Annotated in this window: 17 protein-coding genes and 1 pseudogene; 4 read left to right on the top strand and 14 right to left on the bottom strand. The window is 59.9% G+C overall.

Annotation, left to right across the window (positions count from 1 at the left end; genetic code table 11):
- Nucleotides 1-26 precede the first annotated feature (26 nt).
- The 12 genes from ACZ9DP_RS08330 to ACZ9DP_RS08275 all read right to left on the bottom strand — a co-directional run bounded on the left by ACZ9DP_RS08330 (nt 27) and on the right by ACZ9DP_RS08275 (nt 13,335).
- Nucleotides 27-1,682 carry a dihydroxyacetone kinase subunit DhaK gene (locus ACZ9DP_RS08330; RefSeq protein ID WP_476201179.1) on the bottom strand — a complete coding sequence of 552 codons (1,656 nt, stop codon included), beginning with the start codon at nt 1,680-1,682 and terminating at the stop codon, nt 27-29.
- A 51-nt stretch (nt 1,683-1,733) separates the two neighbouring features.
- Complete coding sequence (locus ACZ9DP_RS08325) at nt 1,734-2,741, bottom strand: ABC transporter ATP-binding protein (protein WP_074071801.1); 1,008 nt, start codon at nt 2,739-2,741, stop codon at nt 1,734-1,736.
- Complete coding sequence (locus ACZ9DP_RS08320; RefSeq protein ID WP_194731224.1) at nt 2,734-3,831, bottom strand: ABC transporter ATP-binding protein; 1,098 nt, start codon at nt 3,829-3,831, stop codon at nt 2,734-2,736. The genes ACZ9DP_RS08325 and ACZ9DP_RS08320 overlap by 8 nt, the downstream gene beginning before the upstream one ends.
- A gap of 3 nt (nt 3,832-3,834) precedes the next feature.
- Nucleotides 3,835-4,047: a hypothetical protein gene (locus ACZ9DP_RS08315; protein WP_092588047.1), complete on the bottom strand. Its 213-nt coding sequence runs from the start codon at nt 4,045-4,047 to the stop codon at nt 3,835-3,837.
- Nucleotides 4,044-4,997, bottom strand: a complete 954-nt coding sequence (locus ACZ9DP_RS08310) for a carbohydrate ABC transporter permease (RefSeq protein WP_074071804.1) — start codon at nt 4,995-4,997, stop codon at nt 4,044-4,046. The genes ACZ9DP_RS08315 and ACZ9DP_RS08310 overlap by 4 nt, the downstream gene beginning before the upstream one ends.
- A complete protein-coding gene (locus ACZ9DP_RS08305; protein ID WP_194731223.1) occupies nt 4,994-5,959 on the bottom strand; it encodes a carbohydrate ABC transporter permease in 966 nt (321 codons plus the stop codon). The genes ACZ9DP_RS08310 and ACZ9DP_RS08305 overlap by 4 nt, the downstream gene beginning before the upstream one ends.
- A gap of 101 nt (nt 5,960-6,060) precedes the next feature.
- Nucleotides 6,061-7,386, bottom strand: coding sequence for an ABC transporter substrate-binding protein (locus ACZ9DP_RS08300; protein ID WP_372415521.1), 1,326 nt, complete (start codon nt 7,384-7,386; stop codon nt 6,061-6,063).
- A gap of 245 nt (nt 7,387-7,631) precedes the next feature.
- Nucleotides 7,632-8,744: an ABC transporter permease gene (locus ACZ9DP_RS08295; protein ID WP_476201177.1), complete on the bottom strand. Its 1,113-nt coding sequence runs from the start codon at nt 8,742-8,744 to the stop codon at nt 7,632-7,634.
- 1 nt (nt 8,745) lies between these two features.
- The gene (locus tag ACZ9DP_RS08290; RefSeq protein WP_476202235.1) at nt 8,746-9,870 is read right to left on the bottom strand and encodes an ABC transporter permease; all 1,125 of its coding nucleotides are present in this window, start codon (nt 9,868-9,870) and stop codon (nt 8,746-8,748) included.
- A 20-nt stretch (nt 9,871-9,890) separates the two neighbouring features.
- Nucleotides 9,891-11,633 carry an ATP-binding cassette domain-containing protein gene (locus ACZ9DP_RS08285; RefSeq protein WP_476201176.1) on the bottom strand — a complete coding sequence of 581 codons (1,743 nt, stop codon included), beginning with the start codon at nt 11,631-11,633 and terminating at the stop codon, nt 9,891-9,893.
- Nucleotides 11,630-12,640, bottom strand: a complete 1,011-nt coding sequence (hlyD, locus tag ACZ9DP_RS08280) for a secretion protein HlyD (protein ID WP_194731218.1) — start codon at nt 12,638-12,640, stop codon at nt 11,630-11,632. The genes ACZ9DP_RS08285 and hlyD overlap by 4 nt, the downstream gene beginning before the upstream one ends.
- Nucleotides 12,637-13,335, bottom strand: a complete 699-nt coding sequence (locus ACZ9DP_RS08275) for a CerR family C-terminal domain-containing protein (RefSeq protein ID WP_239600810.1) — start codon at nt 13,333-13,335, stop codon at nt 12,637-12,639. Before ACZ9DP_RS08275 ends, hlyD begins: the two co-directional genes overlap by 4 nt.
- 52 nt (nt 13,336-13,387) lie before the next feature.
- On the opposite strand from ACZ9DP_RS08275, the gene ACZ9DP_RS08270 reads away from it, so the two are divergent.
- Nucleotides 13,388-13,615 carry a hypothetical protein gene (locus tag ACZ9DP_RS08270; protein WP_476201174.1) on the top strand — a complete coding sequence of 76 codons (228 nt, stop codon included), beginning with the start codon at nt 13,388-13,390 and terminating at the stop codon, nt 13,613-13,615.
- Between the two features lie 109 nt (nt 13,616-13,724).
- Here ACZ9DP_RS08270 and ACZ9DP_RS08265 read toward each other — a convergent pair whose 3' ends face one another.
- Complete coding sequence (locus tag ACZ9DP_RS08265; protein WP_476201172.1) at nt 13,725-16,286, bottom strand: GcvT family protein; 2,562 nt, start codon at nt 16,284-16,286, stop codon at nt 13,725-13,727.
- A 588-nt stretch (nt 16,287-16,874) separates the two neighbouring features.
- Here ACZ9DP_RS08265 and ACZ9DP_RS08260 point away from each other — a divergent pair.
- The 3 genes from ACZ9DP_RS08260 to ACZ9DP_RS08250 all read left to right on the top strand — a co-directional run bounded on the left by ACZ9DP_RS08260 (nt 16,875) and on the right by ACZ9DP_RS08250 (nt 18,849).
- Nucleotides 16,875-17,186, top strand: a complete 312-nt coding sequence (locus ACZ9DP_RS08260; RefSeq protein WP_074071812.1) for a PadR family transcriptional regulator — start codon at nt 16,875-16,877, stop codon at nt 17,184-17,186.
- Nucleotides 17,158-18,390 carry a chromate efflux transporter gene (gene chrA / locus ACZ9DP_RS08255; RefSeq protein WP_476201171.1) on the top strand — a complete coding sequence of 411 codons (1,233 nt, stop codon included), beginning with the start codon at nt 17,158-17,160 and terminating at the stop codon, nt 18,388-18,390. The genes ACZ9DP_RS08260 and chrA overlap by 29 nt, the downstream gene beginning before the upstream one ends.
- A gap of 75 nt (nt 18,391-18,465) precedes the next feature.
- The gene (locus tag ACZ9DP_RS08250) at nt 18,466-18,849 is read left to right on the top strand and encodes a VOC family protein (protein ID WP_194731943.1); all 384 of its coding nucleotides are present in this window, start codon (nt 18,466-18,468) and stop codon (nt 18,847-18,849) included.
- Nucleotides 18,850-18,880: 31 nt separating this feature from the next.
- Here ACZ9DP_RS08250 and ACZ9DP_RS08245 read toward each other — a convergent pair.
- Nucleotides 18,881-19,286, bottom strand: a pseudogene (locus ACZ9DP_RS08245) (DUF779 domain-containing protein).
- Between the last annotated feature and the right edge of the window lie 37 nt (nt 19,287-19,323).

Raw genomic sequence — 19,323 nt, 5'->3', positions numbered from 1 at the left:
CGCATCCTCCCAACGGCGGCGCGTTTTTACGCCATGGCTGTCGCCGCAATGGCTGCCGCGACCTCGAATGCGCCCGCGACCGCCACCGCACCGGGATCCGGCACGCCTTCCAGATCCTTCTCTCCGACATACGAGGCGCGTCCGGCCTTTGCCTTCTTCATCGCCTTCGTCGACTCCGCACCTGCCACGGCCGCCTTCGCGGCCGCCGCGACGCTGCCGGAGCTGAGGGCTGCGAGCGCCGGGGCCAGCGCATCGACCATCGTGCGGTCGCCGATCCCGGCTCCACCATAAAACGTCATCCGATCGAGCCCGGCAAGAAGGGCCGCGGCGATATCGGCTTTTACCGCCATAGCCTTGGCTGCGGCGGTAAAGAAGATCGACAGCAGAACGCCGCTCGAGCCCCCCATGCTGATACTCAGAATGTCGCCGACCGAAGCCAGGGTGGCGGCGGGCTCCTTGAGCGGCAAAGTGTCGATGCGGGCAAGCACGCTGCGAGCGCCGGTTGCGACCGTGGAGCCAGTGTCTCCGTCGCCAACGCGGCCGTCCAAACGGTTGAGCTCGCTTTCGAGCGAGATCAGGTGCTCGCAGAGTGCTGTTATCAGGCGACGGCTCGGGTCGTCGTCGCTGGCCACGGCTGTTCCATTCGGATTGGCGCCTGTTTGGGGAGCCGCAATGACCTTGATCCCATGATGTTCGACTGCAGGTACCCAGGCATGGGGTTCGACCGGCGCCGTCAAAGCCGCCTCGCGGGTGCCATCCAACCGGATCAGCGAGAGCGAGAAACCATTCATGTTGAGCGCCGTCATCATTGGCGCCGGCCCGATAATCAATTTGACGCAGCGTGCGAAGGACGAAGACAGGACGGTATTGGCGATCACGCCCATTTCGAGGGGCGGGACGGCGCCAAGATTGTTGATGAGAAGGGCGTGGCTTCGCGAATCGTCCACCTTTGCGGCAAGCCGCTCGGTCATAGTGGCAACGATATCGGCGACCGGTTGGAGTGCGATACGTTCGGCGCCTGGTTCCCCATGGATACCAAGGCCAAGTTCGCCTTCGTTCGCGCCAAGGCGGTCCTCATGCGACTGGCCGGGTACACTGCAGGTCGAAAGCGACATCCCGAGCGAGACGATGTCGGTTGCTGCGGATGTAGCGTGTGCGGCGACCGTCTTCAGATCCGATCCGATCTCGGCGTAATATCCGGCAATCTTGTGAACGAACAAGGTGCCGGCGACGCCGCGCGGTTGGTTGATATCCGGGATCGCGATGTCGTCCGCAACAATGACCATCTCAACGTCGAAACCTTCGGCGCGAGCCTTTTCGGCGGCGAGGCCGAAATTCAAGCGGTCTCCGGTGTAGTTCTTGACGATCAACAGGGCTCCCCTGGGTCCGGTAACGGCGCGGATCGCCGTCAGGACCGCGTCGACGCTTGGCGAAGCAAAGATCTCGCCTGATACCGCTGCCGTCAGCATGCCCTTGCCGACGAAACCGGCGTGCGAAGGCTCATGTCCCGCACCGCCGCCTGAAATGATTGCCACTTTCGAATGGCCCCAGTCCGCGCGCAATATCACCTTGATTTCGGGGAATGTGTCCAGACGGGCAAGGCGGTCCGGGCCGCTTGTGAGCAGCAGGCCGTCCAGAGCTTCTGTGACGATGTCATTCCGACGATTGAAGAAATGTTTCATTGATTGAGACCCGTCTGTTTTTGCATGCCTGCCTTGGTTCAGTTTCTTCGTTCAAGCGAGTCGCTGTCCGCTCGCGTCGAAATAGAGCGGGTCGCGGAGTGTAAGATTAATCCTGTCGCCCGGTCTGATTGAGAGATATGGATCCGCAAGCGTGACGAGCTTGTGATCACGAACACGGATATGCAGATGGTTCTGGTCGCCCAGGTGCTCGATCCAGTCGACCTTTGCGTTTGCATCCTTGCCGACGATGATGTCGAGATGCTCAGTGCGTGCGCCGATTGTCTTCGTACCCTTGGGAGGACTTCCGCCAGGAAGTAGATCGGCAGGCAGCAGGTTGATATGCGGTTGTCCGAGACGGGCTGCGACATGAAGGCTGGCGGGATTGCCGTAGATTTCCCGAGGCGTGCCGACCTGCAGGAGCCTGCCTTCCGCGACAATGCCGATGCGGTCCGCCATCGTCATGGCCTCCACCTGGTCGTGGGTCACATAGAGAAGGGTCGAGCCCAGTTCCTTCTGGATGCGCTTGAGTTCCAGCCGAAGCTCCGCCCGAAGCTTGGCGTCGAGAGACGAAAGCGGTTCGTCCATGAGGTAGATCGCGGGTTCGCGCACCAGCGCCCGGCCGATTGCGACGCGCTGCATCTCTCCGCCGGAAAGACGGGTCGAACGGTTTTCCAACTTATGATCGATCCTCACCATCTGCGCAATCTCGCGAACGCGCCGATCGATCTCGTCGTTGCTCAACTTTCGAACCGGCGCCCTAAGAGGAAAGGCAAGGTTTTCGTAAACCGTCATATGCGGATAAAGCGAATATTGCTGGAACACGAAAGCCACGTCGCGCTCGGCCGGGGATTGGCCAGCGACGTTGCGGCTGCCGATCTCGATACGGCCGCTATCGGGCCGCTCTAGGCCGGCGATCAGGCGAAGCGTCGTCGTCTTGCCGGCCCCAGTCGGCCCCAGCAGCACGACGAATTCGCCATCGCGGATCGCAAGATCGAAGTTGCTGAGCGCCTGCGTGTCGCCGAAACGCATGTTGAGGTCTTTGAGAACGACATCAGCCATGCCGGACCTCCGAATAGAGCGATGAAGCGACCGCACGGCCCGACTGGCAGTCGAAGAGCGCAAGATTGACAGGGTTGAATTCGAGACCCACCGTTTCGCCGATGCGAAAGTTACGGTTTGCCGGAACGCGGGCCTTGATCAATCCACTGCGGGTTTCGATCGCCACGATCTGATTTGTTCCAAGATACTCGCTGCCATAGACGGCGCCGCGCAGGGCGGAGACATCGCTGAAGCGGATGTGCTCCGGCCGCACGCCAAGCGCCAGCTCGCCTACCCTCAAGTCCTGGTGAACCTCGGGAACGGCGACATCGACGCCATCAAGAGAGATGGATCGGTCTCCCTTCTGAAGGCCGGAGGTAAAGCGCATGAAATTCATCGGCGGAGAGCCGATGAAGTCCGCGACATACATGGTCGCGGGCTTGCTGTAGATTTCCTGCGGCGTCCCGAACTGCTCTATGACGCCATGGTTCATGACGGCGATCTTGTCGGCCATCGCCATCGCCTCATGCTGATCGTGCGTAACGTAAACCGTCGTCGCGTGGATGCGGTTGTGCAATTCTCGCAGCTCATGAACCATGACCTCGCGGAACTCCGCATCGAGTGTACCGAGCGGTTCGTCCATCAAGAAGCATTTCGGGCGCCGAACGATGGCGCGGCCGAGCGCCACGCGCTGGCGGTCGCCACCGGCAAGCCCGGAGACGGACCTGTCGAGAATATGGTCGATCTGCAGCAGGCGGGCGGTCTCCTGGACGCGTTCACGTATTTCCGCTTTCGGCATCCCTTGAGACAGCAACGGAAAGCCGATGTTCTTGCGCACATTCATGTGCGGATAGAGCGCAAAGAGCTGGAAGACAAAGGCAATGTCGCGGGCGCTGGCGCGATTGAAGGTGACGTCCTCGCCGTCGAGGTATATCTTGCCGCTGGTCGGCAGTTCGAGGCCGGCGATCATGCGAAGGGTGGTCGTCTTGCCACAGCCGGATGGCCCGAGCAGGGCGAGAAACTCACCGTCAAGGACGACGAAGCTCGAGCCTTCGACCGCAGCGAAGCTACCGAACTGCTTGCGGATATTTTCTACTCTGATCTCCGCCATGGTTCACTCCGCAAATTTCGAGACGATGATGAACATCGCTGTTCCTATAAGCAGTGTTACCAGCGAGTAGGTGTACAGCACCAGCAGGAAGGGTTGGAACAGCATCAGGAAACCTGCCGCAATCACCACCGTTGCGATGTTCTCCATCGGACCGCGTCGCAGGAAAAAAGGCCGTTTCGGACGGGCAGGGCGGGGCGTTTCGATCAGGTGCGTCATTTGCGGACCGCTCCGAAGGTGATGCCGCGCAGCAGCTGCTTGCGCAGGAGAATGGTGAAGACCAGGATCGGGATCAGGAAAATGGTGGTTCCCGCTGCAACGGCCGGCCAGTCCTGCCCGCCTTCGCCGATGATTGTCGGGATGAACGGCGGTGCGGTCTGCGCGCTGCCCGATGTCAGAAGTGCGGCGAAGGCATATTCGTTCCAGGCGAAGATCAGGCAGAAGATGGCGGTTGCGGCGATGCCGGTCGTTGCCTGCGGCAGCACGACCTTCCGGAAGGCCTGCAGCCGGGTGTAGCCGTCGATCATCGCGGCTTCCTCGTATTCACGCGGAATCTCGTCGATGAAGCCTTTGAGCAGCCAGACGGCGAGCGACACATTGACTGCCGTGTAAAGCAGGATCATCCCCAATGCCGTGTCGGACAGCCCAAGCTCCCGGTACATCAGGTAGATCGGGATCGCGACGGCGATCGGCGGCATCATGCGCGTCGACAGGATGAAGAACAAAAGATCGTCGGCGAGCGGCACCCGGAAGCGCGAGAAGCCGTAGGCGGCCATCGTGCCGAGCAAGACGGCGAGAAAAGTAGATCCGAACGCGATCACCAGCGAATTGACGAAGCGCGGCAAGAAATTCGAGGGGCCGGCGATCACCATGTTGCGCTTGCGGGTCACCTCATCGCAGGTGCCCGTCGGCTCGGGCAAGGAAGCAATGTATTCAGGCGTCTGCCGCGTTCTCGTGGTCAGAAGATTGCAATAGCCTTCAAGCGACGGTGTGAAGACGATCTTCGGCGGATAGCTGATGGAATCAGGCGGCGACTTGATGCTGGTCAGGAAAATCCAGACCAGCGGTATTAGAGTGATCAGCGCGTAGAGGATCACGATTGCGCCGGCGATTCGCTTGCTGGTGAAGCTCGGCTCAACGACCGAATGGGCGGAGTTCGCGGAGCTCATCGTTGCTTCACCTTGTTAAGAGCCTTGACGTAGATGTTGGCGAGACCGAACACCGCGACAAAGAGAACGATAGCGAAGGCGGAAGCGCGGCCGGTGGCCCAGCTCTCGAAGGCCGCGCGCTTCAGCGTGATCGAGGCGACCTCCGTAACCGAGCCTGGTCCGCCGCCGGTCAAAAGCGTTACCATGTCGAACATCTTGAAGTTCTCGATGCCGCGGAAGAGGACGGCGAGCATGATGAAAGGCAGCGCCATCGGCACCGTGATCGACCAGAATTGGCGCCATGCCGAGGCACGGTCGACCTCCGCGGCCTCGTAGATATAGTCCGGGATCGAGCGCAAGCCGGCGAGGCAGATCAGCATCACATAGGGCGTCCACATCCAGGTGTCGACGATGATGATCGCCCAAGGCGCAAGCGAAACGTCTCCGAGCATCCGGATATCCGACGTCGGAATGCCGCTGAGCCAGGAGACCGCATAGGCGAAAAGGCCAATCTGCGGCTCGTAGAGAAAACGCCAGAAATTGCCGACAACAGCCGGAGACAGCATCATCGGGATCAGGATGACGGTCGTCCAGAAGGCATGGCCGCGAAATTTGCGGTCGATCAGGTAGGCGAGTGTGAAGCCGATAACCGTTTGCAGGACGATCGTCCAGAAGACGAAATGCGCTGTCGTCTGCATCGCCTGCCAGATGTCCGGATCGGTTAGGACGCGCTCGTAATTTCTCAAACCCACCCCTTCGACAGCGGCATTCGGCCGGTTGGCCCGATAGTTCGTGAAGGAAAGATAGATTGCCCAGATGAGCGGAAAGATGTTGATCGCGAGTAGCAGGACGATGGCGGGCGCGATAAACAGCCATGCTATTGCTCGATCGGACAGGCCGCGGACGCGCCGGACCACGGAAATCGGCGTTACCTTTGCGGTCGCATCCGCTGCCTTCTCGACGATGGAATTGGAGATGTTCAAGATGTCACCTGGTCTCTGCGTATGTGAGACATCAAGCGGCCCGGCTCCTTTGCCGATCCGGGCCGCCGTCCAGACAAGAATTCCGCGTGTCCAGCCGGACACTAGATCTTGCCGTCGTCCTCGAACACTTGGGTCCAATCCTTCACCAAGCCGTCGAGCGCTTCCTGAGCGGTCCCATTGCCGGCGACCACATAATTATGAACCCGTTTCTGCATGGCCTGGAGAAGCGACGCGTAGCTCGGTTCGGCCCAGAAATCCTTGACAATCGCCATGGAGTCCAGGAACGCCTGAGCGTAGGGCTGGCTGCCGGCGAAGCCGGGCGCGTTGACGACGGAATTCAAGCAGGAGAAGCCGCCGAGCTCCCACCACTTTGCCTGCACATCAGGGTGTGCGAACCACTTGATGTACTCAAGCGCGGCGTCCTTCTTGTCGGAATAGGAGACAACCGAGATACCTTGTCCGCCGAGTTGGGCAAAGTGCGCCTTCTCGGCAGGATTCGGGAAGAAGCCGATGCGATCGCCGCCGACTTTCTCGTCCTTGTAAAGGCCGGGCCAGGTAAAGGCGAAATTCATCTGCATGGCGACCTGGCCGGATTTGAAGGCATCCGCGGATTCGACCATGTAGACGTTTGAGCTGCCCGGCGGCGTGCAGCAATCAAACAGGGACTTGTAGAATTCAAGGCCCTTTACCGCGTCCGGTGAATTGACGAAACCTTCCATCTCGTAGGGCTTCTTGGGGTTGTCATATTGGAAGCCCCAATCATAGAGGACGTTGGTCACGCCCATGGTAATGCCCTCCGAGCCGCGCTCGGTATAGATCGAAGCGCCGTAGACGGTCTTTCCGTCGATCTCGCGCTTCTGGAAGAATTCGGCAATCTGCTTCAGTTGATCATAGGTCTTTGGCGCGGCGAGATCCCAGCCATATTTCTCCTTGAATTCCTTTTTCAGTTCCGGACGCTCGAACCAGTCTTTGCGGTAGGTCCAGCCGACCACGTCGCCCATGGCCGGAAGCGCCCAGTAGTTCGGGGTATTCTTCGGCCACTCGGAGTAGCCGACGACTGTTGCCGGCACGAAGTCATCCATCTTGATGCCTTCCTTGTCGAAAAAGTCGTTGAGTTTGACGTAGTGTCCATTCTCCGCTGAACCGCCGATCCACTGGCTGTCGCCGATAATCAGGTCGCAGAGCTTGCCGTGAGAGTTGAGTTCATTCAGAAAGCGGTCGGCATAGCTCGTCCATGGGACGAACTCGAACTTCACCGTCGTGCCGGTCTTGGCCGTGAAGTCCTTCGACAGTTCCACGAGCGCGTTGGCTGGATCCCAGGCGGCCCAGCAGAGTGTCAGTTCATCGGCTATTGCAAGATTGGGCAAAGCCGACGACAGCATGAGCGCCGAGGCCAGCCCGAGAAGGGCTTTCGATTTCTTTTGCATAAGTTCCTCCAAAGGCCGGCTCCCACCGGCGTCGCAACTTCACCCACTTCTAAGGAATGCTCACATGAACTCCTCAATTCATGTTTAGCAATGTGTTTAGTAAAACGTATTTTAGTAAACAATGCAAGCGACAAAATCGCCGCGGTGCATGCCTTAGCGCCTGCGCCGACCGAAGGGTGTCGTAGCTGCACTAAAGGAAGTGCCGCAGGGACAATGTCAGGGCTTTAGGAGACGTTTCGAAATGATCATTCGAGCCTTCTGCGAAACAGCCACGAGGCTGCGCTTAAGGTTCCGGCAGCAATCACGCAAAGCGGCCATGTCTGGTGCCACACCTCCATGAGGGGAATGTCTTTGAGGAAGATGCCTTTTACAATCACCAGGAAGTAGCGCAGCGGGTTGATCAGTGTGACCGGCTGCAGCCAGTCGGGCATGTTCTCGATCGGCGTTGCGAAGCCGGAAAGAAGCATAGCCGGCACCATGAACAGGAAGGCGCCGAGAATTGCCTGCTGCTGCGTCATCGACAAGGCGGAGATGAAAAGCCCCAGCCCGGCGACCGATGCGAGATAGAAGAGCGAACTGCCGTAAAGAAGCAGCAGCGAACCGCGCAGAGGCACGCCGAAGATGAAGATCGCCGCTAGGATATAGATCGTCATGTGAAAGAGCCCGATTATCATCGGCGGGACAAGCTTGCCGATCAGGATCTCATGGGTGCGAAGCGGCGAGACCATCAACTGGTCGAAGGTGCCGAGCTCGCGTTCGCGAGCGATCGAAAGGGCGGTGACGATAAGCCCGATGAGCAGCGCGATGCTGGCGATCAGGTTCGGCACCATGAACCATTGGAAGATCAGGTTGGGATTGAACCAGTTGCGCGGCACTGTCGTGACGGAACGCACAGCTCCTCGGACACCTGCAGGCGTCTCAGCGGATAATGTCGCGACAATCTGCGTGAGGTATCCCGAAACGATCTGCGATGCATTGGAGCGCCGGCCGTCAAGAATGACCTGCAGATCGGCCGGCTCTCCCGCCTCGATCCTGCGTGAGAAATCGGCACCAATTTCGATTGCGGCGGTTACCGTCTGGCGATCGATAGCATCCCGCACGCTGGCTGGCGTGCCGGCGATGACCACCTTGCGGAATGTCGGCGAACCCTCGATGCGCCGAACGAGTTCTTGCCCCCAATAGCCGCTGTCGCGGCTGAGTAGCATCACATCGACATTTCGAACCTCGAGCGTCGCTGCATAGGAAAAGACCAGGAGCTGCACGATCGGCGGACCGATCAGGATGGTACGGCCTCTCGGATCGCGCAGTACGGCCAGCAGTTCTTTGACAATAAGCGCTTTCAGACGCGTCCACCACATCTTACGCAATCCTCTTTCTGGTGCTGCGTGCGGCAAGCAGGAAAAAGACAGAGCCGATCAGAAACATCACGAGGATTGCATGGAGGAACATCGGCCAGATATCGCCGGCCAGGAACACGGTCTGCAGGCTGGGGATCAGATAACGCGCCGGCACGATGAATGTGATCCATTGGATCACGGTCGGCATCGAATTGATCTCGAAGAGAAAACCGGACAGCAGGAAGGCGGGAAGGAAGGCCGTAATCAGCGCCAGCTGCGAGGCAAGAAACTGGTTCTTGGTGGCAGCCGAAATCAGCAGGCCCTGCCCGAGCGCCGGCATGAGGAAAACGGCGGACAGGGCATAGAGCGCCAGGACGGAACCGCGAAACGGAACGCCAAACAGAAAGACGGCAAGCAGCACGCAAAGCGTCATCGATGTCAGGCCGAGCAGGAAATAGGGGAGTATCTTGCCGGCAAGCAACTCGGCGGCCGTCACCGGCGTTGCCATCATCGCTTCCATCGTGCCCCGCTCCCATTCGCGGGCAACGACCAGCGATGTCAAAAGCGTTCCAACCAGCGTCATGACGATTGCGATCGAGCCTGGCACCAGAAATGACCGGCTGGTCAGTTCCGGATTGAACCAGAAGCGTTGCTCCGCGGAAATCGGCGGCCCGCCTGCGGCAATTTCGGACTGCTGCTGGAGCCGCCAGTTTGCCACAGTGCCCTGGACGTAGTTCTGCACGAAATTGGCGGTGTTGGGATCGGAACCGTCGACGATCACCTGGACCTGCGGCCGATTGCCTGCTGCATAATTCCGGGTGAAATCCGCCGGGATGACAATGATGCCGCGGATGCGGGAAAGGACCAGCTCTTCTGCGAAGAGCCGTCTGTCGCGGCCGGTCGTCACGGAAAAATAGCGGGATGCCTGGAAGCTTGCGGCAAGATCATTCGTCAGCGGTGTTGTTTCTTCGATGACCAATCCGACACGCGTCCGCGTCGTGTCCAGCGAAACGCCGTAACCGAATAGAAAGAGCAGGATGAGCGGCAGCACAAATGCAATCAGAATGCTGCTCGGATCACGAATGACCTGAAGGCTTTCCTTGCGAACCAATGCTGCAAAACGGCGCCTTGGGCTGGAGGGAGACACTGGTGCGCGGGGAGGGAGCGTCATGCCGCAATCCTCTCCTGCGAGGCTTGAACAAGCGCGATAAACGCGTCCTCCATCGTCGGATCGGGGTTGTCGGCATTTGAAGAACGCGCCTTCAGCTCATCCGGCGTACCGAGTGCGATCGAACGGCCCCGATAGATCAGCGAAATGCGATCGCAATATTCGGCCTCGTCCATGAAATGCGTGGTGACGAGGACGGTGACGCCCTTTTCTACGAGCCCGTTGATATGCGTCCAGAATTCGCGGCGCGTAATCGGATCGACGCCTGAGGTGGGTTCGTCGAGAAAGAGCGCCTCAGGTTCATGCATGACGGCGCAGGCAAGCGCCAGCCTCTGCTTGAGCCCGAGCGGCAGGTCCTTTGCGGACATCGCAAGACGCGATTGAAGATCGAAGATCGATGTCATCAGCTGCGTGCGCTCGCGCTTGCGCTGGCCGCTCAGTCCATAGACGCCGGCAAAGAAATCGAGATTCTGCGCGACGCTGAGATCGCCATAAAGCGAGAATTTCTGCGCCATGTAGCCGAGGCGGTTGCGTGCCTGTGCCGCATCGCGGCGCAGGTCGAAGCCGGCCACCCGGCCTTCGCCGCTCGTCGGCTTCAAAAGTCCGCACAGCATCTTGAAAGTCGTTGATTTGCCCGCGCCGTTCGGTCCGAGCAGCCCGAATATCTGGCCGCGCGGAACATCGAACGTAATGTCGTCGGCTGCTGTGAAGTCGCCGAAGCGTTTAGTGAGACCTTTCGCTGCGATCACCGGCTTGTCGTCCTTGCCGGTCAGAGGCTGCTGGGCCTCCGCAAGCCTCGACCGACCGCCTGGCCCTCCACCCAGCATGTCGACGAAAGCATCTTCGAAACGCGGTTCTGTAGGGGTAACTTTTGCGATACTGGCTGCGGCAAACACGCCATCGTGGCCGGTCGCGGTTACCAGTCGGATCGCTTCACCCTGGATCACACCGTCGATAACGCCGTCCTCGTCGAGAAGCTTCGCGAGCAGCTGACGGCGCCGACCCGAAACACCGGTCAATCGAAAGACACGGTCTTTGACCTGGCCCGTCAGATCCTTCGGTTCACCGGAGAAAAGCAGCTTGCCCTCATTCATCAGCAGGACGCGATCGCAGGCCTCGGCCTCGTCGAGGTAGGCCGTCGACCAGACGACGCCGATGCCTTCCGCTGTCAAATTCTCGACCATCTTCCAAAGCTCGCGCCGGGAAATCGGATCGACACCCACGCCGGGCTCATCAAGGAGCAAAAGGCGGGGTTTCTTCAAAAGCGCGCAAGCAAGGCCGAGCTTCTGCTTCATGCCGCCCGAGAGCTTTCCGGCAAGACGGCCTGTGAAGTGTTTCAGGTCCGTGAAGGTCAGAAGTTCATCGAAGGTCGCTGCCCGTTCGCTTTTTGGCAGCCCGCGAAGGTCGGCGTAGAGATCGAGATTTTCCTGGACCGACAAATCCTCATAAAGCCCGAAGCGCTGGGGCATGTAGCCGATTGAAGCTTGGATGGCAGCCGATCCGTCGCGCGGTTCGAAGCCCAGCACCTTGATCGTACCTCCTTCCGCAAGCATGAGACCGGTCATCAGGCGGATAAGCGTGGTCTTGCCTGCTCCGTCGGGTCCGACGAGCCCGGTGATCTCGCCGCCGCGGATCGAGGCCGAAATTGCATCAAGTGCCGGTTTCGCCTCGCCGAACCGCTTCGTCACGTCCTCCAGGTGAACGAGTTCGGCGGTATCGCGAGATCTTTCTGCGGCACTCATTTTTTCGCTGCCTGCAATGATGGAAGGCGAAGCGTCACCGGCATGCCCTGGCGAAGATCCGGCCCGGGTTTTTCGATGACGACGCGCAGACGATAGACGAGGTCGGTGCGAAGTTCCGGCGTCTCGACAGATTTCGGCGTGAATTCCGCAACCGGAGAAATGAAGCCGATCCTGCCGTCATAGGCGTGATCCGGTTTGGTATCGGACGTAACCTTGACCGCCATGCCCGGATGGATCCGACCGAGTTCCACTTCTGCGACATAGCTGCGGACCCATACAGGCTCGGTCAGCGATAGCACATAGACGGCATCGGCGGACGATACGATCGCACCGGGCTCCTTGATCCGCGACAGGATGATGCCGTCGTTGGGTGCCCGAAGCTCCGTATCGCCAAGCGATGTCCGCGCCGTTGCAAGAGTGGCTTCGGCCGATTTCAACTGCGCTGCCGCAGCTGCGATGTCTTCGGCGCGGCTGCCTTCCTTCAACAACACCAGCGCCTGATTTGCGGATTCCGCACGTGCCGCAGCCATTGCTCTTGCAGCCGTCGCCTGATCGAGACCCGCTTGAGAAACCGTACCCTGCGGCCGCAGCTGCCGGGCGCGGTCGTAAGCGAGATTGGCGTTTTTCAGGTCAGCAAGGCTTTCGTTGTAAGATGCGCTTGCCTGCGCAATCTCTGCGGGCCGTGGACCGGCCCTGAGCTTGTCGAGTGTGGCACGCAGCGCGGCGACGGTTGCCTCCGCCGAACGGACCGCATAGTCGTAAGGTTCGTTGTCCAGCCGCGCCAGAATAGCACCGCGCTTGACGGTATCGCCCTCGTCGACGCGTGCCTCTTCGAGCCGGCCACTCACCCGGAAAGCGAGCGAAACTTGGCGGATATCGACATTTCCGTAGAGTGTGAACTCCTTTGCGCCTTGCGGCGCCCAGCCAAGCCTCGACGGCACATCGTACCACCAGCCGGCTGCGGCTGCGCCGGCGAGAAGGATCGCAGCCGGAATGATCTTGTTCATTCTGTTTGTCCTTTCGCCGGTTCGAGCAGCGCGACAAGGTTGCGCGCGTGGGCCTGCAGCGTTGCGATCTGCTCTTCGCCGATTAAATCCCATTCCATCTGCGCGAGCACCGCGGCGTTCGCCATCCGGAATACCAGAAGGCTGCCGACGAAGGAGAGGGTGCGCAAACGCACGTTCTCGGAGGCGGGGTCGTCTTTCAAAATCGCCCCGATCAGCCGCCGTGCCATATTGATCATCGGTCCCATGATGCCGGCATAGACCCTCTCGAAAGCCGCCGTCGGCTCCAGCTGCTCGCGGATGATGAAGCGGGCCCAGGCCTCCGACTCCTTGCTGACGAAAAGAACTACCATTGTTTCCACGATCTCCGTCAGAAAGAGCCGTGCCTGCGACGCATTCAACGGCGTGTTCGTTTCATCGATTTCCGCAAGATGGCGGCCGACGCGATGGCGGATGCCGGCGACATGTCCGGCGACAATTCCCGCCAGGTATTCGGCCGTTGCGATATAGAGCCCTTCCTTGCTGCCGAAGTAATAGGGGATGGCTTGTAGGTTGACGCCTGCCGTATCGGCAAGCTTGCGCGTACTAGCGCCGTCAAAGCCGTATCGGCCAAATACGTCAAGTGCCGCCGCAAGCAGCCTCTCGCGGGTAACCTCGCTTCGGGATGCCTCGGCTTTTTTGGTGCCGGTTTCGTTCATGAGGGCTATTATATGGCGTTCCCAAGTGTCAGTCAATCGAATGAATTATAAAATGCGGCAGGAAGACTGGCAAGTATTCAAGGATGGCTGGGCTCTGAGGGTAGACGATGGGTGGCGCCGTTGTTGCCACGCACGCGCCGCGCCGCGCATCGGCGTTTTTTTCTGGCGGCGGGCGTGGATCGCTTACTTGCGGCCGACAATCACAGCAATTGCTGGTGCCGACGACTTCCGCGAGTTTGCGCGCGAGATTATCAGCCTCGTTGTTTGTGATATTGCGTAGCGAACGCGCTGTGCTGGCGTTCAATATTGCAGCGTGGATAACGCGAGCGCAGCGCCCCCGTCCGTCATGGGACGAGGCAACGGGTTCGGTGAACCCGTTGTTCTTGACGTCAGCTCCGGGGCTTCGAATTTTCCGGATCGTAGAGCGGCTTGTAGCCGACGGCGACGACTTCGACGGGATAGGTCTCGCCGAAGTAATCGACGTCGAGCTCGCGGCCCACCTGGCAATAGGACCAGGGCAGAAAGGCCAGCGCGATATTCTTGCCGATGGTCGGGCCATAGGCAATCGACGTCGTATAGGAGCGGCGGCCGAGTTCGTCGACCAGCGTTTCGCCCGTGGCCGGATCCATGACCGGCAGTGAGCCGACCGGGTAGCGGGCAACACCGCTCCTGTCGACATTGTCGGTCATCACGAGCGTGCAGAGCATGGCCGGCTGGTGCTCGCGAGCCTTGTATTCCAGATGCTTGGACTTGCCGCGGAAGTCAGCTTCCTTGACCTTCGGACGGGCGAGGTCGGATTCGATGAGGTTGTACTGCGTAAGTAAGTCGGCGTTCTGCAGGCGCAGGCTCTTTTCCATGCGGCGGGAATTGGCATAAGTTTCCACGCCGAATGCCATAACGCCGGTGGAGCGCAGCGCATCCCAGACAGAAAGGCCGTCCTCGTATTTCATGTGCAGTTCCCAGCCCTGTTCGCCGACATAGGAAATGCGGAAGGCAGTGACGGACTTGCCGGCGATCTCGATCGGTTTTATTGCCGCGAAGGCGAAGTTTTCGGGATCAAGGCCGGCCGGATCGGCGACGACCTTTTTCAGCGTTGCACGCGCATTCGGACCCCAGATACCGATGGTGATGTACTTCTCGGCCACCTCGGTGACGGTAACGTTGAAGTCTTTGTCCTCGGCGATGCGCTTCACGTAATGGAAATCGCGCGGGCCGGCATCGGCGCCGTCGATGACGCGGCAGCGGTCGGCCATCCGGATCACGGTCAGGTCGGCACGGACCATACCTTCGTCATCGAGGAAGTGCGTGTAGATGCCCTTTCCGACGTTGGCATCACCGCCGATCTTGGCCGCGCAGATCCATTCCATCAGTTCGACATGGTCCGGACCTTCGACGTCGAACATGTAGAAGTGGCTGAGGTTGACGATTCCGCAATCCTCGCTCATGGCGAGATGTTCAGCATTCGATACGCGCCAGAAGTGCCGGTTGTCCCACTCGTTTTCGCGAACCGGAACGCGGTCGCCATACTTTTCAAGCAGATGCTCGTTCGCCTTGTAGCCGTGCGCGCGTTCCCAGCCTCCAAGTTCCATGAAGTATCCGCCGAGCTCCACCTCGCGCTCGTAGAAAGGCGAGCGCTTGACGTTGCGTCCGGTGGCATAGGGCTCGCGCGGATGTATGGCGGGAAAGTAGATTTTCTGGGCAGCCTCGAATGTACGGCCCTCGATGAATTTTTCCTCGAGCTGGTGCGGATAGAAGCGCGCATAGTCGATACTGGCATGGTCGATCTGTGTGCGGCCGTCCGTCATCCAGTCGGCGATCAGCTTGCCGTAGCCGGGGCCGTCCTTGACCCAGATGGCGACGCAGTACCAGAGGCCACGAACCTTCTGGCTTTCGCCGCAGGACGGGCCGCCAGCCGCAGAGACCTGCAAGAGACCGTTGAAGGAATGGCCTTCATTGTAGCCCAGTTCACCGAGGATCGGGGTGAGCTCCATGGCGCGCTCCAGCGGCTCGAGGATCTGCTCCATTTCGAGGTCGCGTTGCGAGGGCGAGAGGCGAGCTTCATGCTTTTCCAGAATGTCGCGCGGATGGCAAAGGCGAGGATTGGTCGTTTCGTAATAGCCCCATTCGATCTGGCCGCCTTCTGTGGTCTTCGGGTCGCCGGTATCGCGCATGTAGGCGGAGTTGCCCTGGTCGCGCAAAAGCGGGAAGCCGATTTCCTTGCCCGTGCCTTCGAACTCGTTGTAGGGGCCGAAGAAAGTCAGCGGATGGTCGACCGGCATGACCGGAAGATCTTCGCCGACCATTTCGGCGATCAGGCGACCCCAGATCCCGGCACAGACGACGACATGATCGGCCATGATCGTGCCGCGATGAGTGACGACGCCCTTGATGCGGCCATTCTCGACGATCAGCGATTTGGCGGGCGTATTGCCGAAAACCTTGAGCTTGCCGACCTTTTCGCCAGCATCGACCAACTTGCCGGCGACGGTCTGCGAGCGTGGAATGACGAGGCCGGCATCGGGATCGAACAGGCCCCCCTGAACCATGCTCTCCTCGATCAGCGGGAACTTTTCCTTGATCTCGGTCGGGCTGACGTAATATGCCCGGGTACCGAAGGCCTTAGCCGAGGTCAGCTTGCGCTTGATCTCTTCCATCCAGGTATCGTCGCCGGTGCGTGCAACTTCCAGGCCGCCGATGCGGGCGTAATGGCCCATTTTCTCGTAGAAATCGATGGAGTACTGCGTCGTCCAGACCGAGAGATAGTCATGGCTGGTCGTGTAGCAGAAGTCGGAGGCGTGCGCCGTCGAGCCGATGTCTGTCGGGATGCCCGACTTGTCGATGCCGACGATGTCGTCCCAGCCACGTTCGATCAGGTGATGCGCAATCGATGCGCCGACAATGCCGCCCAACCCAATAATTACGACTTTCGCTTTTTGTGGAAATTCTGCCATCACATGCGCCCTCGAACTTTGTTGCGCCGAATCTAGTACACGCAATGGCGCGACTACAGTCGATCCACGACATAAAAATGTAGCGATCCGTCAAAAGCCTCGCCTGTTCAAGACATCTGGGGCAGCCATTCTCCTGCACTCCGGCACGGTACGTCCTATGCAGGCCTCGATGGTTCCGGAACCATTGTCTTGAACAGGCGGAGAGCTGCAGACCGTGGATCTGCGGGCAGAAAGGTGAGAAAGTCGGCAGCTCAGCTGCGAGCCGCGACGATCGTAGTCGCCAAATGATATGGAAAGCTGAATAGGCAACGTTCCTCAAATCATCGCCAGGCAGGCTCGTTCGTCTGTTCGTAGTCGCTGAAGGCCTTTTTCAGGCCGCCGAGCACTTCGGCTGCGATTTCGGATATCGCTTGCAGTCTGGGTTACTTTCTCGATGTCTTCGCGCAGGTCGCCTCACTGACCATCGGTATTTTCCTATGAACGGGTTTTGTCGACCGGCTTCGTGCTGGCGGGTTTGCGGGCCGAACTCTTCCTGTTACACTCGATTCCCGATATCGAATATCGAGTATCTATATTTGATGGCGAGGGATGGAATATCAGGATCTTCTTTCCGGTTTTATCCGGCTCCACGTGCTCCATCACGCCGCCGAGGGCGATCTGCACGGCCTGTGGATGATCGAGGAACTGGCCCGGCATGGGTACAAAGTCAGCGCCGGGACGCTCTACCCCATGCTGCACTCTCTGGAGAAGAAAGGTTATCTGGCCTCACGTATCGAACGCGTGGGCCGCACGCGCCGGCGGATCTACAACGCTACACCCTACGGCCTTGTCGCTCTCGAAAAGGCCAAGGAAAAAGCCAAGGAGCTATTTCGTGAAATCCTCCCAGACAGCTCTGCCTGAGTTTGCAGTCGAGCGCCCGCGTGGCAATCCCGGTGAAGTCTTTCGCGTCTTCTTGAAGCTCGGGCTGACCTCCTTCGGCGGACCGATCGCGCATCTCGGCTATTTCCGGGACGAGTTGGTGGTCCGGCGCAGATGGATCGACGAGGCCGGCTATGCCGATCTCGTGGCGCTTTGTCAATTTCTGCCGGGACCGGCGTCAAGCCAGGTCGGCTTTTCGCTCGGTATCCTGCGCGGCAACGGCTTGCTTGGCGGGCTCGCAGCCTGGTTCGCTTTCACCATGCCATCGGCCGCCATGCTCCTTTTTTTTGCGCTCGGTGCCGCGGCTTTCACCGGACCCGTAGCAGAAGGCTTCCTGCACGGCCTGAAGCTGGTAGCCGTTGCCGTTGTCTCGCAGGCGATCTGGGGTATGGCGAAGGCTCTTACGCCTGACCGTGAGCGTGCCGGCATTGCGCTGGCCGCCGTTGCGATCACGGTGTTCATCGGGGGAACGTTCGGCCAGACCGGCGCGATCGCACTTGGTTCTGTTGCCGGGCTCTGGCTTTGCCGCGCGGACGTCCCTGTGCAGGCCGGACGACTCAGCTTCCCAGTCTCGCGCCGGGGCGGCGCGATCGCGCTCATCTTCTTCGCGGTCTTGTTCTTGGTTCCGCCGCTTGTTGCCGGCTTCACCGGCCATGAGGCTGTCGCGCTGTTCGACGCCTTCTATCGCTCGGGCTCTCTGGTGTTCGGTGGGGGACATGTCGTGCTGCCGTTGCTTCAGGCGGAAGTGGTGACGCCTGGTTGGGTGACGAACGAGGCCTTTCTCGCCGGCTATGGCTTGGCGCAGGCAGTGCCCGGACCGCTTTTTACCTTCGCCGCCTATCTCGGCGCGGTCATGGGGCCTGCGCCCAACGGGCTCGCCGGGGCGGTCATCGCCCTTGTCGCCGTCTTTTTGCCGGGCCTGCTGCTGGTCTACGGCATGCTGCCGTTCTGGGACGCGCTTCGGCTGCGACCCGCGGCACAGGCCGCCATGTGCGGCGCGAACGCCGCCGTCGTCGGGATCCTTGGTGCTGCGCTCTACAGCCCGGTCTGGACAAACGCTGTACTCTCGCCCGTGGATTTTGCACTCGCACTCGCAGGGTTCCTCTTGCTCGTCGTCTGGAAGATGCCACCCTGGATCGTCGTCTTGCTGCTGGCAGCAAGCGGTGCGCTCCTCCATCCCATTTGAGGGCCTTTGGGCAAAAGCAAATCATCTGCCAATTATCGGGGTGAAGTAACGAGAGCTACAACGGAGGAAAATTCCATGTCAGGCATCAGCGTGCGTTACATCGTTGACGACGTCGACGCAGCAGTCGATTTTTACCAACAGCATCTCGGCTTCTCTGTCGCGTTTCGTCCCGCGCCAGGCTTCGCCATTCTCACCAAAGATGGGTTTCGCCTTCTCCTAAGCGCAATGACCGGACCAGGCGGAGCGCCACAGGCGATGCCGGATGGGCGCAAGCCAGAGCCCGGCGGCTGGAATCGTATTCAGATCGAAGTTGCGGATATAGAGGCACAGGTCGCAGCACTGCGCCAAGCCGGCGCACGGTTCCGCAACGAAATCGTGCAAGGAATGGGCGGCAGGCAGATCCTTCTCGAGGACCCTGCGGGAAATCCGATCGAACTGTTCGAAGCGCCGAAGAAATGAGCTTTGCGAACATGCGCAGCCGATGGAGCTCTCAAACGCTAGGGACATCGAAAGCGCTTGTGCGCTGATCCGGGATGGCGCAGGTCGCGCCGCCCAAAAGGCGCGAGGGGGTGAGAAAACGCTTCTCGCGCCCGTTGGCGAGCGAAAACATGCCGCCGCGGCCGGGGACGACATCGATGATCAGTTGCGTATGCCTCCAGACCTCGAACTGGCGGGCACTGATATAGACAGGCACGCTCCCGATCTCGCCCAGTTTCACATCCGTCTCCCCCGACGCGGAATTTATTTGACGGGTAACACATCGGCGACGACCCATCGCAGCAGCCGCCGGACTGGTGAAACAGGATATCGGGATGGTCGCGGCGGATCTCGCTGATGAGAACAAGCGCCGCATCCGTTGCAAGCACGCGCGGTTCTCCGGTAACGGTCGTTTCCATCCTGGTTCCTTCATGCCGAAAAGCCTCCTCCCCGAAT

The sequence above is a fragment of the Rhizobium sp. USDA 4016 genome (genome assembly GCF_056279705.1).
This window is presented reverse-complemented; position numbering and strand designations above follow the sequence as displayed.